The 13130-nt window shown below is 66.2% G+C and carries 13 protein-coding genes; 4 read left to right on the top strand and 9 right to left on the bottom strand.

All coding sequences use genetic code 11. The features are described from left to right. Window positions 1–3: 3 nt before the first annotated feature. The 5 genes from resB to hemL are packed head-to-tail and all read right to left on the bottom strand — an operon-like array spanning window position 4 to window position 5054. A complete protein-coding gene (gene resB / locus QM588_RS14695; RefSeq protein WP_283314323.1) occupies window positions 4–1623 on the bottom strand; it encodes a cytochrome c biogenesis protein ResB in 1620 nt (539 codons plus the stop codon). Next, window positions 1620–2429: a cytochrome c biogenesis CcdA family protein gene (locus QM588_RS14690; protein WP_283314812.1), complete on the bottom strand. Its 810-nt coding sequence runs from the start codon at window positions 2427–2429 to the stop codon at window positions 1620–1622. The genes resB and QM588_RS14690 overlap by 4 nt, the downstream gene beginning before the upstream one ends. Window positions 2430–2437: 8 nt before the next feature. Further along, window positions 2438–3028, bottom strand: coding sequence for a TlpA disulfide reductase family protein (locus tag QM588_RS14685; RefSeq protein ID WP_283314321.1), 591 nt, complete (start codon window positions 3026–3028; stop codon window positions 2438–2440). Beyond that, entirely contained in the window at window positions 3021–3683 is a 663-nt protein-coding gene (locus tag QM588_RS14680; RefSeq protein WP_027498332.1) for a histidine phosphatase family protein, read from the bottom strand. The genes QM588_RS14685 and QM588_RS14680 overlap by 8 nt, the downstream gene beginning before the upstream one ends. A 51-nt stretch (window positions 3684–3734) precedes the next feature. Beyond that, entirely contained in the window at window positions 3735–5054 is a 1320-nt protein-coding gene (hemL, locus tag QM588_RS14675) for a glutamate-1-semialdehyde 2,1-aminomutase (RefSeq protein WP_283314318.1), read from the bottom strand. A 117-nt stretch (window positions 5055–5171) separates the two neighbouring features. Between hemL and QM588_RS14670 the strand changes: the two genes are divergently transcribed. After that, window positions 5172–5678 (top strand): pyridoxamine 5'-phosphate oxidase family protein, encoded by a 507-nt coding sequence (locus QM588_RS14670; RefSeq protein ID WP_283314315.1) that lies wholly within the window; start codon window positions 5172–5174, stop codon window positions 5676–5678. Here the strand turns inward: QM588_RS14670 and QM588_RS14665 are convergent. Genes QM588_RS14665 through QM588_RS14650 form a run of 4 tightly spaced genes read right to left on the bottom strand, consistent with a single transcriptional unit; the run spans window position 5675 to window position 9437 of the window. Continuing rightward, on the bottom strand, window positions 5675–6220 hold the full coding sequence (locus tag QM588_RS14665) for a hypothetical protein (protein ID WP_283314314.1): 546 nt from the start codon (window positions 6218–6220) through the stop codon (window positions 5675–5677). The two genes, QM588_RS14670 and QM588_RS14665, sit on opposite strands and share 4 nt — an antisense overlap. Window positions 6221–6273: 53 nt before the next feature. Further along, on the bottom strand, window positions 6274–6963 hold the full coding sequence (gene bioD, locus QM588_RS14660; protein WP_283314311.1) for a dethiobiotin synthase: 690 nt from the start codon (window positions 6961–6963) through the stop codon (window positions 6274–6276). Then, the gene (locus QM588_RS14655) at window positions 6960–8093 is read right to left on the bottom strand and encodes an 8-amino-7-oxononanoate synthase (protein WP_283314309.1); all 1134 of its coding nucleotides are present in this window, start codon (window positions 8091–8093) and stop codon (window positions 6960–6962) included. The genes bioD and QM588_RS14655 overlap by 4 nt, the downstream gene beginning before the upstream one ends. 39 nt (window positions 8094–8132) lie before the next feature. Continuing rightward, window positions 8133–9437: an adenosylmethionine--8-amino-7-oxononanoate transaminase gene (locus tag QM588_RS14650; RefSeq protein ID WP_283314810.1), complete on the bottom strand. Its 1305-nt coding sequence runs from the start codon at window positions 9435–9437 to the stop codon at window positions 8133–8135. A 72-nt stretch (window positions 9438–9509) separates the two neighbouring features. Between QM588_RS14650 and QM588_RS14645 the strand changes: the two genes are divergently transcribed. From QM588_RS14645 to QM588_RS14635, 3 genes are read left to right on the top strand one after another with little or no spacing between them, the layout of a single operon-like run. Next, window positions 9510–10856 (top strand): serine hydrolase, encoded by a 1347-nt coding sequence (locus QM588_RS14645; protein WP_283314307.1) that lies wholly within the window; start codon window positions 9510–9512, stop codon window positions 10854–10856. A gap of 46 nt (window positions 10857–10902) precedes the next feature. Further along, window positions 10903–11109, top strand: coding sequence for an inositol 2-dehydrogenase (locus QM588_RS14640; RefSeq protein WP_283314305.1), 207 nt, complete (start codon window positions 10903–10905; stop codon window positions 11107–11109). A 43-nt stretch (window positions 11110–11152) separates the two neighbouring features. After that, entirely contained in the window at window positions 11153–13120 is a 1968-nt protein-coding gene (locus tag QM588_RS14635; RefSeq protein WP_283314304.1) for an acyl-CoA dehydrogenase family protein, read from the top strand. Window positions 13121–13130 lie beyond the last annotated feature (10 nt).

Raw genomic sequence — 13130 nt, 5'->3', positions numbered from 1 at the left:
CGGTCAGTTCTCCTGTTTCGAGGTGTCGCCGAGCAGGCGGGTGCACAGGCGGTCGAACTCTTCGCCCCACCCCGCCTGATCGGTGCGTGCAAGTCCGCCGAGTTCTACTACAGTACGTCGTGAGTCGTCGGCGGCGGTGAGTCGGACCCAGATTCTGCGACGTTTGATCACCAGTGAGACGAGCAGTCCGCCCATCATCGTCAGCGCGAACACCAGGACCCAGGTCTGAGCCGGGTCGTGCGAGACCTGCAGGTTGACGAATTCCTTCGCCCCGTCGAATCTGACGACTGTGCCGTCGCTGAGTGTGGCCGATTCCCCGGGCATGAGGTTGACGCGGTCCTGCTTGACGAGCCTGCCCTGGGCGATCATTTCCTGATCGAGCGAGAAGATGGACTGCGGGAGTCCGGTGTCGAGTCCGGTGTCACCTTTGTAGATGTCGATGGCGACGGCCGGGTCGTTCATCGCCGGGAAGCTCGACGACAGCAGACTGCCGTGGAACGACGCCGTCGGCGCGAACAGTCCTTCGATCGCGATCTGGTTCTTACGCCGGTCCAACGCGTCGGGGTAGAGGCCACCGGGTGGGTCGACTCGCAGAACCCCGCTGGAGAGGAATGTGGTCGCGTCCGTCGGCTGCCATTGGATGGTGTCGGTGCGGGTCTCGCCGTTCGGGAACGTCACCGTGAAGGTGGGCGCATAGCCGTGGCCCTGCAGGTAGACGCGGTCGCCCGCGACCCGCAGCGGATGGTTGACCTGCAGTCGGTCGTCCTGCCAGTCGTTGTTCGTCAGGTCGTCGCCGGCCTGGTATTGGATGTTCGAGGTGAACATTTCCGCCTGGCCGTTGTCGAGGTAGTCCGCCTGAAAGTCCTTGACGCGCAAGCACAACGGCTCGAGGTCGGTGCCATCGACGAGATTGCCCGCCCGGAACGAGTCGTAGTTGGCAGGCGTGGAGGTGCAGAATCCGGGGCCGTCGTCGGCGATGACGATGCGGTTTCCCTCGTAGCCGAGCAGCTTGCCCATGGCGATCGCGGCCAACAGTCCGACGAGCGAGAGGTGGAACACGAGGTTGCCGAGTTCGCGAACGTAGCCCTTCTCCGCCGAGAGCGTCACTGCCCCGCTGCCCTCGGACCGTTGCGCGACGCGCCACCCACGCAGCTGAGTGCGGACCTGAGCTGCGATCTCCTCGGGTGCGCCGTCGACGTCGTACCGGGTGTGGTGCGGCAGGCGCGAGAGGTTCCGCGGCGCGCGAACGGGCTTGGTACGCAACTGCTTTGCGTGCTCGATGCACCGCGGCAGAATGCAGCCGATCAGAGAGATGAACAGCAGCGCGTAGATCGCGGTGAACCAGAAGCTGCCGAACACGTCGAACAGTTCGAGCTTGTCCATGATCGGACCGAGGGTCGGGCGGTCCGCGATGTATTGGTCGACCTTGCCCGCGTTGAGGCTGCGTTGCGGTACCAGGGCTCCGGGCACGGCGGCGAACGCCAGCAGGAACAGCAGAACCAGTGCGGTCCGCATACTGGTGAGCCCGCGCCAGGTGTTGCGCACCACGGCCACGGCCTTACCGAGTACGGACTGCTTGTGCGGCGGCGACGCTTCTGTCCGCTCCTCGGTCTCGGCGGTCATATCGGCAACACCACATCGGAGACGAAGGCGTCGCGTACCCAGCCGACGAATTGATCCCAGGCACCGGTTACCAGTGCAATTCCTACCGCTATCAACATGATTCCGCCGAACACCTGTATCTGTCGTGCGTGTGTACGTAGCCAGCCGACGCCTCGCAGCGCGCTGACCGAGCCGAACGCGAGGATCACGAACGGCAATCCGAGACCGAGGCAGTACGCCACGATGAGGGTGACTCCGCGCGCAGCAGTCGCACCGTCGGTGCCTGCGGCGAGCGAGATGACGCCGGCGAGGGTGGGTCCGAGGCACGGGGTCCAGCCAAGTGCGAACACTCCCCCGAGCAAGGGCGCTCCAGCGAGGGAGCCGATCTGCTTCGGCTCGAACCGCACATCGCGCTGAAGTGCAGGGATCAGTCCGACGAACACCAGGCCCATGGCGATGGTGACGACGCCGCCGATACGCATGAGCAGTTCGCGGTTGATCGCCAGTACCGAAATTGCGCCGAACACCGACGCGGTGGCGAGAACGAACACGACCGTGAATCCGAGAACGAACAGTCCCGCGGCTCCGGCGACGCGCAGGCGACCGCTGCGCACCTTCGTCTTGACGGCCGCTTCGTCGGCGCTGACCGCGGGAGCGTCGGCTCCGACGACCCCGGCGAGGTACGACAAATATCCCGGAACCAGCGGTACGACGCACGGTGACGCGAAGGAGACGAGCCCGGCCAGGACGCAGGCACCGAGGGCCAGCAGCAGCGGCCCGGAGGCCGCAGCTTCCTGGAAACTCGCGCCTATCCCGGCGAGGTACATCGTCTCGGTCACGGCTGCACTTGCTCCTCGGCTGCTATCCGTTCGACGACGGGCTGCAGGTCGTCGGCGAGCAGCTCACGCAGGAACACTGCCGCGACGCGATGCTGCCGGTCGAGCACGATGGTCGTCGGAATGACGGAGGTGGGAACGCCACCGAGCGCGGTGAGGGTGCGCATCGGCGGGTCGTAGATCGAGGAGTACGTGACGTTGTTGCTCACGACGAAATCCTGTGCTGCGGTTTGTGATTCGTCGCGCACGTTGATGCCGAGGAATTCGACGCCGGAGGCCTTGGTGGCCTCGTAGACCTTCTCGAGGTCGTCCGCTTCTCCGCGGCACGGTCCGCACCACTGACCCCAGACATTGAGGACGACGACGTCACCGTCGTAGTCCGACAGCGAGGTCGTCTTGCCCTCGGTCATCAGGTCGGGCCCGGAGAGTTCGCCGAGGGCACCGCGGTCGGACGGCGGATCGTAGAAGATGTCGGTCTTGCCGCCCGGCGAGACGAACTGGAAGGTACCGCCCTGAGCAACCGCGTCGGTGCCGGTCGAACAGCCGGCGACGAGGGCCACTGCGGCAACCGCGAGCAGTAATCTACGCACCGGTGATCCTCGGGTCGGACGCTCCCGCTGGCTCGGAGTAGACGAGGTCGACGAGCTGATCGCCCTCGTAGACCAGTGACGTCAGCGACGCGAGTCCGCACTGGCGATTACGCGGGTCGTGCCAGAGCCGGTCGCCCTGGAGGAACCGACGCAGCGTCCAGACCGGAAGTTGATGGCTCACGCAGACCGCCTCGTGCCCGACGGCAGCGACGCGGGCCGCGTTGACGGCGGCGAGCATGCGGTGCGCGATCTGCAGGTACGGCTCGCCCCAGGACGGGGTGAACGGGTCGCGCAGCTTCCACCAGTGCCTAGGCCGGCGCAGGGCTCCGTCGCCCACAGCAACGCGCAGTCCCTCGAATTCGTTGCCGGCCTCGATGAGGTTCTCGTCCTCGGACACCGTCAGGCCGTGGGCTGCCGCGATCGGGGCAGCCGTCTCCTGGGCGCGTTGCAACGGCGACGCGACGACGTGGGTGATGTCGTGGCCGGCGAGCGCATCTGCGACGGCCTTGGCCTGGGACTGGCCGGTGACCGACAGCTTGAAGCCGGGCAACCGCCCGTAGAGGATGCCCTTGGGGTTGTGCACCTCGCCGTGCCGGAGGACGTGCACGATGGTGCGCGTCGTCGAGTGCGGATGTGTTGCGGGGGCCTCGGTCACGTCGGGGTCCTGTTTCTCGCTAGTCGGGTGGTGATCACTTCTGAGTGGACGTCACAGTGGTGCTACAGCGGATGCCGCAGCCTTCGCGGCAGCCGGGGCCGCGTCGGCGATGATCTCGAAAGCTCTGTCGTCGAGAGCAGCCGAGACGAACCATGCCTCGAAAGCGCTCGGCGGCGGGTACACCCCGCGAGAGAGGAACGCGTGAAAGAACGCCGGGTAGCGCCACGTCTGGGCAGCCTTGGCCTGCGCGTAGTCGATGACGGGTCCATCGGCGAAGAACACACTCACCATAGTGCCCGCGAACTGCACGTGGTGGTCGACGCCTTCGGCGGTGAGAGCGTCGCCGAGCAGTGTTCCGAGTCGCTGCGAGTTGGTCTGCAGCTTCTCGTAGACGGCGGCGTCGGCCAGTTGCAGGCTCGTCAGGCCGGCAGCGACGGCGACGGGGTTTCCGCTGAGGGTGCCCGCCTGGTACACCGGTCCGGCCGGTGCGAGGTAGGCCATGATGTCTGCACGGCCACCGAATGCTGCGGCCGGCAGCCCACCGGACATGACCTTGCCGAAGGTGTAGAGGTCGCCGGCGACACCGTCGATGCCGTACCAGCCTGCGGCGCTGACACGGAATCCGGTCATCACCTCGTCCATGATCAGCAACGCGCCGCGCTCGGTCGCGAGTCGGCGTAGGCCCTCGTTGAAGCCGGTGACCGGCGGAATCGCGCCCATGTTGCCCGCGGCCGCTTCGGTGATGATGCACGCGATCTCGCCGGGATTGGCGTCGAACGCGGCGGTGACGGCGTCGAGGTCGTTGTAGGGAACGACGATGGTGTCCGACGCCTGAGCGCCGGTCACTCCGGGTGACGTCGGCAGTCCGAAGGTGGCCAGTCCCGAACCGGCGTCGGCGAGCAACGCATCGACATGGCCGTGGTAGCAGCCGGAGAACTTCAGGATCTTGGTGCGGCCGGTGAATCCGCGAGCCAGACGCACCGCGCTCATCGTGGCCTCTGTGCCCGAATTCACAAGGCGAACCTGGTCGACGGGGCCGACGCGGCGCACGATTTCCTCGGCGAGTTCGATTTCGCGCTCGGTGGGTGCGCCGAACGACAGCCCGGTTGCGGCCGCCTTCTGCACGGCCTCGACGATGGCCGGATGCGCGTGTCCGTGGATCATCGGACCCCAGGACGAGATGAGGTCGACGTAGGACTTTCCGTCCGCGTCGGTCATCGTGTATCCGCTGGCCTGCGTGATGAAGCGTGGAGTGCCGCCGACCGATGCGAACGCACGCACCGGAGAGTTGACGCCACCTGGAATCACTGTGCTCGCGCGGGCGAAGAGTTGGGCCGATACGGGGGCGTCGTTGCCGTCAGGAACAGTCACGACTTCCAGTGTCCCAGGTTCTGCGAAATCACCAACTACAGGGCGTAATAATTGCCGAAACGGGGAGTCGGCCCGGTTACGGCGATTGAACACCCTGGCCCCGGGTATTTACTTTCGATGACAAACACCGATGGCGTCACCAAGGTCGCCGAATTGATGTCCGAAGCCGGACTCTGCATGTTCACCACGGTGGGCCGAGACGGCCACCTCATTTCGCGCCCGATGGCACTGCAGGAGGCCGAGTTCGATGGCGACCTGTGGTTCTTCGCAGCCCAGGATTCCCGAAAGGTGGCCGACATCGCGGCGAACCCGACGGTCAACGTCTCGTTCCAGTCCGGTCAGGGCTGGGTGTCCCTGTCCGGTACTGCTGCGGTCGTGGAGAACAAGGCCAAGGCGGAGGAGCTGTGGAATTCTCGGGCGGCCGCGTGGTTCGAGAAGAACCCCGATTCGCGTGAGGTCGCTTTGATCCACGTGGCCGCCGAGGGTGCCGAGTACTGGTCCACCCCGGGCTCGAAGGTGTCGACCCTGCTGGCCTACGCCAAGGCGAAGATCACCCGCGAGCGTCCGAACCTGGGCGAGAACGACGTGGTCGAACTCGAACTGCCCAATACCTCTACGAGCTAGTTCCGCTCGTGCCGGGCTGCCGTCGGGGGCAGATCCGGGTTACCGGTCACGCCAGGCTGTCCTGCCTCGGTCCGGTCGCTGCTCGCGTTCCGATCGACAGCCGCGTTCCGATCGACAGTCGCGTTGTGATGGGCACTCGTGCCCCGGTCCGTGCTCGCGTCGCGGCCGCTGTTTTGGTCACCGGTCATCTTTCGGTCGCTCTTCACATCTGGATCGATGTGGTTCGCGCGCTCGAACTGTGAGTTCACTTCGTCGCGTGATGCCGCGGCGACTCCCTGGTGAGACTGGGCTTGTTGAGCAAGTTTCTCGGCCTCGGCGGCTTTGACGTCCGCCTCCGCCTGGGCGCGGCGTGCCTTGGCCTCGCTCTCGCGGGCCTGCAGTTCACGCTCCTCGACGATGGCCGCTTGATCGGCCGCCTTCTCGCGAAGGTCGTTCGCTTCCAGCCTCTTTCGCTCTTTGCCCTTGCGTGCCACAACCAGGGCGACGGCAACGACCAACACTACGACGACTACTGCAACGATGATCCACACTGCGGTGCTCATGATGGAACTCCCGATCTGTTCCGACTGCCGGAGTGGCAGACGTTCCCAGCCGGTTACCCGAGTAATGAGTAGGCAAACTCGCCGAACATCGCGCAGGCGAGCGCACCGAAATCCTTCTCGTCCAGCGCAGCGGCCCCGTCCGGCACACACGCCACCAGCTCGACGCCCGTCACGAGCGGTAATTCCTCCATGTTGACCCTTGCCGCCAGATCGGGTTCCGCCGGCCACGATCCGATCGCCAGCCCCGCACATGGCACACCCGCTGCGCGCACCGCGGCAACGGTCAGCGCGCTGTGATTGAGCGTCCCCAGCTCTGCCCCTGCCACGATCAGGACCGATGCGCCGACGGCACCGGCGACATCGAGTGCGGTGAACCCGCCGGTGCCCAGGCGCACCGCTACCCCGCCCGCACCCTCGACCACCACGAGATCGTGGGCCTCGTCGAGCACTCGCACCGCATCGGCGACGTGGTCGAGTTCGAGCATCGACCGACCCGAACGGCGTGCTGCGACATCGGGCGCGAGTGGCTCGGGGTATCGCGCCAGCTCGATTCCGCGGACTCCCGAAAGACGTTCCACCACATCGATATCCGACTCGCCCAGGCAGTCGTCACCGACTCCGGTCTGTGCCGGTTTGCACACCGCCACCGTCCGTCCATGTGCCCGGGCGGCGGCCGCGAGCGCCGCGGTCACCACCGTCTTGCCGACGCCGGTCGACGTTCCGGTGACGAGAAGAACCGTCATCCCGATACCGCCGCACGCAACACCGTCGAGAGAACGGACGTGGCACGGTCGATATCGACGTCGCTGAGGTCGGCTCGTGCGGTCAATCGCAGCCGAGATGCGTTCGAAGGAACCGACGGCGGCCGAAAGCACCCGACGCGCACGCCCAGGTTCAGACACTCCCCGGCCGCGCGGACGGCACGCACGGCGTCGCCGAGTACTACCGGAACCACTGCCGACGCCGTCGGCGATACCCCGGCGGCCGCCGCCAATTGCCCTGCCCGCCGACCGATCGCAGCGACCCGATCGGGTTCGCTGCGCAGCATCGCCAGCGCTGCCGATGCCGCGCCGACCGCAGCCGGGGCGAGCGCGGTATCGAAGACGAAGCTGCGCGCACTGTGCAGCACCTGGTGCCGCACCGAAGCCGGCCCGAGCACCACCCCGCCCTGCGATCCCAGTGCTTTGGACAGCGTCGCGGTGATCACCAGGTCCGGCAGTCCAGCCACACCGGCGTCGTGCACGGCACCGCGTCCACCGTCACCTCGGACGCCCAGCCCGTGGGCTTCGTCGACGATCAGCACCGCGTTCCATCGCCGGCAGGCCGCGTACAGCTCGTGCAGCGGCGCGAGGTCGCCGTCGGCACTGAAGATCGAGTCGGTCACCACGAGCGCGCGGGATTCCGTTCGTTCGCGCAGTAACTGCTCGACGTGCTCGACATCGCGATGCCGAGCCACGGCCACCCGCGCCCGAGACAGACGGCAGGCATCGATCAACGACGCATGCGACGCGGCGTCCGAGATCACCACGGAGTCGCGGTCGGCGAGCGCGGTGACGACTCCGAGATTGGCGGTGTAGCCGGACGAGAAGACCAGTCCGGTCTCGGCACCGACGAAGTCGGCAAGGTCCTGCTCGAGCTGTTCGTGGGCGGTGGTCGTGCCGGTGACCAGCCGAGATCCGGTGGACCCTGCTCCCCACCGACGCGTGGCCGCGCAGGCCGCGTCGACGACGTGCGGATGACGAGACAGACCGAGGTAGTCGTTCGAGGCCAGGTCGAGTGACGAATCCTCGGGACTACGAGCGTGGACGACGCGCTCGAGCCCGGCCGCGCGACGGTCGTATGCGGCGGCGTCGAGCCAATCGAGTGCACTCATGTCCACGACCATACTTGAACAGCGTTCAAGTATGGGTGTTCAAGCATGGTCGTGCGCCACCGCCACCGCCACCATGGCATCGGCAATGGCTGCCACATCCGCCTCGGTACAGACATACGGCGGCATCGCATAGACCAACCTGCCGAACGGCCGCAGCCATACACCCGCGTCCACTGCCACGACCGTCGCACGTGCCATGTCGACCGCTCCGGCCAGTTCGATCACCCCGATTCCGCCGAGCACCCGCACGTCGGCGACGCCCGGGAGCAACCGGGCCGGCTCCAGCCGCGCTGTCAGCACGTCTGCCACGGCGGTGACCTCGGCACGCCAGTCGCGCGAGAGCAGCAGCTCCACCGACGCCACCGCAATCGCACATGCCAGTGGATTGCCCATGAACGTCGGCCCGTGCATCAGGCCGCCCGCCTCACTGCTCGAGACCGTCTCGGCCACCTCGTTGGTGCACAGCGTCGCCGCCAGCGTCATGTAGCCGCCGGTCAACGCCTTGCCGACGCACATGATGTCGGGTGCGATGCCCGCGTGATCGGCGGCGAACAGCTCACCGGTGCGGCCGAACCCGGTAGCGATCTCGTCGAATATCAACAGCACGCCGTACTCGTCCGCCAGCCGGCGCAGTTCGACCAACACGCGTGCGTGGTGGAAGCGCATTCCGCCTGCACCCTGCACGATCGGCTCGACGATGATCGCGGCCACGTCGTTCGCGTGCGCCGCGAGCACCTGCTCGAACTCGGCGACGTAGGCGGCGATACCCGCCGCATCGGACGCGGCGGGTGGCGCGGGCGCGAACACCTGCTGCGCCAGCACACCGGTCCAGATCCTGTGCATCCCACCGTCCGGATCGCAGACACTCATCGGCGCGAACGTGTCCCCGTGATAGCCGCCCCGCCACGTCAGCAACTTCGTTCGCCCGCTCTCACCCCGCCCACGCCAGTACTGCACTGCCATCTTCACCGCGACTTCGACGGACACGGACCCGGAATCCGCGAGGAACACCTTGTCCAGCCCGGCCGGCGTGATCGAGACCAGCAGCTCCGCCAATCTCGCCGCCGGCACGTGGGTGAGGCCCCCGAACATCACATGACTCATACGGTCGAGCTGGTCTCGCGCTGCCGCGTCGAGCACCGGATGCCGGTAGCCGTGCACCGCCGCCCACCACGAACTCATTCCGTCGACGAGCCGGCGGCCGTCGGCCAACGTCAGTCGAACCCCGGACGCGCTGTCGACGACCAACGGTGTCGTCGTCGACGGAAACCCGCTGTAGGGATGCCAGAGATGCTCGGAATCTATTCGACGGACGTCGTCTGAAGTCAGCACGCCAGAGCACACTGCCACAGCACCCGACCGGCCGTACCGAGACTGGGCGGGTGGCGAAATGTCCGAATCCTTTAGCATTGCGACATGACGACGCGCACCGTGACGAGACTGGCAGGGGTGGTCGTGGCCGTAACTCTGACGCTGTCCGCCTGCGGGGGACCGTCCGAAACGCCGACGCCCACGACCACCACCGCACCGGCGTTCGCGATCGACACCTCGACGCCGCTGGGCGCGATCAACGACCGGATCGTGCAGTGGATCAATGCCGACGCCGCCCCGGATCCGGCAGCGGTGAACGCCGTGACGGGCCCGGAGCTGGCGGCAGCACTCGAGCCGATGGGCGGGCTCGTCACCCCTCTCGAGCAGTTGCGCGCCGGCGCGCCGAACGTGGCGACGGGCTTCGAGGAAGGACCGGACGGCGCCGTCCTTCGCTTCACCGCCGACGGTATTCCGGCCACGATCACCACCTCCCTCGGTGCCGACGGCACGCTCGACGGCATTCTGGCCAGCCCGGAAACTCCGGCGATCTCGTCGTTCGACGAGCTCGACGCCGCCCTGTCGAAGGTGGCTCCGAACTACTCCTACAGCGCGTCTCGTCTGAACGGCGGTGAGTGCGAGTCCGTGTACTCGGTCAATGCCGACGCGATGCTCCCGCTGGGATCGGTGTTCAAGCTGTACGTTCTCGGCGCTCTGACCGACGAGATCGAGGCAGGCAGCGTGCGATGGAACGAGCAGCTGATCATCCGCGACGAGAACAAGAGTGCGCCGTCGGGCGAATTGCAGAATCGCCCCGATGGCACGACGGTGTCGGTGCGCGAAGCCGCGGAGAAGATGATCTCGCTGTCCGACAACACCGCCACCGATCTGCTGATGGAACGCCTCGGTCGGGACCGCGTCGAGGCTCAGCTCGCCACGATGGGTCATCACGATCCCTCTGCAATGACGCCGATGATGGATACCCGACAGTTCTTCGTCATCGGGTTCGGTAACCCGAATCTTCGTTCCGAATGGGCGGACGCGGATGCCGACGGACGCGAGCAGATCCTCGCGGAAGCCGATTCCCGGCCGCTGGACATCGACTTCGAGAACTTTCTCGACAACCCGGCATCGGCCGACGGCGTGGAGTGGTTTGCCAACGCACAGGACGTGTGTGCGGCGGTGGGCTACCTGGCGACCGGCCCGTCGGCGGAGGAGAACCGTCGCATCCTGGCCATCACCCCGGGTGTGCAGCTCGATCCCGCGCAGTGGCCCTACTCCGGCTTCAAAGGCGGTAACGCTCCCGGCGACCTGGCCGCGGCGTTCCTGGCCACCGACGCCTCGGGGCAGGACTGGATCGTCACCGAGCAGTTCCGGGCGGACGGAGCCATCGACCTGATCCCGTCCAGCTACGCATTCCTCGTTGCGCAGGAAGCTTTTGCTCTGCTGAAGTGAGTGGGATTTGTAACACCGGTGTTACCGCTGGATTACACTCGTCCCCGTGGAGGCACAACACGAACCGGCTCAGCAGGCGTGGCCGACGGGCTTCAAAGAGTTCCTGATCTGCGAGTTCACCGACTTCAGTCCCCTGGTGACCAGGGCCATGGAAGACAATTGCGCGTCGCTGTTCCACGACGGTCCCTACGGCAGATCCGGCTTCTGGCGGACCTTCCGAGCCGTGTTCCGAGAATTCGTCTGGCCGGTCTGAAGTTCCGGGCCTCATGGGCCGCGGCAAAAGGTTACCGTCGAGTATGGCAACCACAACGGATCACCTTCGGAACACTCTGGACGGCCGCTGGCGTGATGTGAAGAACGAGGCGCGCAAGCAACTCGCGCGCGACGAGTTCCGCCCGCATTACACACCGAACACCGTCATCGCCCGCACCAAGGCGCTCGAACAGCTCAAGCTTCTCGCCGCGGCCGGGGCTGCCGACAACGGCTTCAAGAAGGAACACGGCGGTACCGGAGACGTCGGTGCCGCGGTGACGATGATCGAAATGCTCGCGATGAGCGACCTGTCGTTGATGGTCAAGGCAGGGGTCCAGTGGGGACTGTTCGGCGGTGCCATCGAGAATCTGGGTACCGAGCGGCACCACAAGGCATACGTACCGAAGATCATCAACCTCGAGTTGCTGGGTTGCTTCGCCATGACGGAGACCGGACACGGCAGTGACGTGCAGTCTCTCGAGACGACGGCGACGTACGACCCGAAGACCGACGAGTTCGTGATCAACTCACCCACTCCGTCCTCCCGCAAGGACTACATCGGTGGTGCCGCCGAGACTGCGACCGTCGCTGCCGTCTTCGCGCAGCTGATCACCGCAGGGCCGGGCGAAGAGCCCGAGGGCCACGGCGTGCACTGCTTCTTCGTACCGCTGCGGGACGAGAACGGCGACGACCTCCCCGGCGTGACGACCTCGGATTGTCAGTACAAGGGCGGACTCCCCGGCGTGGACAACGGCCGACTGATGTTCGACCACGTCCGCATTCCGCGGGACAACCTGCTCAACAAGTACGCCGACGTCTCTGCCGACGGCACGTACACCTCCCCCATCGAGAATCCGTCCAGGCGGTTCTTCACGATGCTCGGCACGTTGATCCGCGGGCGCGTCACAGTCGGTGGCAGCGCTGCGGCCGCAGCTCGTGTCGCCCTCGACATCGCGACGCGATATGCGTTGCAGCGCAGGCAGTTCGCTGCCCCCGGCTCCGATCAGGAAGTGCTGATCATGGACTACCTGGTGCATCAGCGTCGACTCTTCCCGCTCATCGCCAAGTCGTACGCTCTGCAGTTCGCGCAGAACGAGCTGGTGTCGAAGATGCACGAGCTGCAGACTGCGGACAACCCGGATGCCGAGGAGCAGCGCGAGCTCGAGTCGCGTGCCGCCGGCCTCAAAGCCGCCAATACCTGGCACGCCACTGCCGCGATCCAGGAAGCACGCGAGGCATGTGGCGGCGCGGGCTACCTGGCCGAGAACCGGCTGATCTCACTCAAGGCCGACACCGATGTGTTCACCACCTTCGAGGGTGACAACCACGTGCTCACGCAGCTGGTGGCCAAGGAACTGCTCACCGCGTACGCCGACGACGTGAAGTCGATGAGCCCGGTCGAGTGGGTCAAGTTCGCAGCCGACATGGTCGGCGATCGCGTCGTCAAACGCACTGCGGCGCAGGCGATCATGCAGACCATCCTCGATCGGCGTCAGGACAACGAAGAGGAGGGGTCGCTGTTCAATCGCGGCACCCAGGTCAAGATGTTCGAGGATCGTGAGGAGTATCTGCTGTCCACGGTCGCGCGCCGTCTGCAGTCGAAGTCGAAGGAGAGCAGTTCGTTCGACGCGTTCAACGCGGTACAGGACCACGTTCTGCACGCTGCGAGCGCCCACATCGACCGCATCATCTTCGAGGCCTTCATCGCCGGCATCGAGTCGTGCGAGGACGAGACCACCAAGGACCTGCTCGAGGAGGTCTGCGATCTCTACGCCCTGTCGGTGATCGAGGACGACAAGGCCTGGTTCATCGAGCATCGCTACCTGTCCACCGAGCGCTCCAAGGCAGTGACTCGCGCGATCAACGAGCGGTGCCGCACCCTGCGTCCGCATGCGGAGTTGCTGGTCGACGGCTTCGGCGTGCCCGAGGCTCTCGTCGGTGCCGCGATGCTCGGCGAGCCCGGAGCGGGTACCGAGGAAGAACCGGCCGGAAACCCCAGCCACGCGCACTGACGCGTAGTCG

This window comes from Rhodococcus sp. IEGM 1354 (assembly GCF_030056855.1).
Taxonomy (GTDB): Bacteria; Actinomycetota; Actinomycetes; order Mycobacteriales; family Mycobacteriaceae; genus Rhodococcoides.
This window is presented reverse-complemented; position numbering and strand designations above follow the sequence as displayed.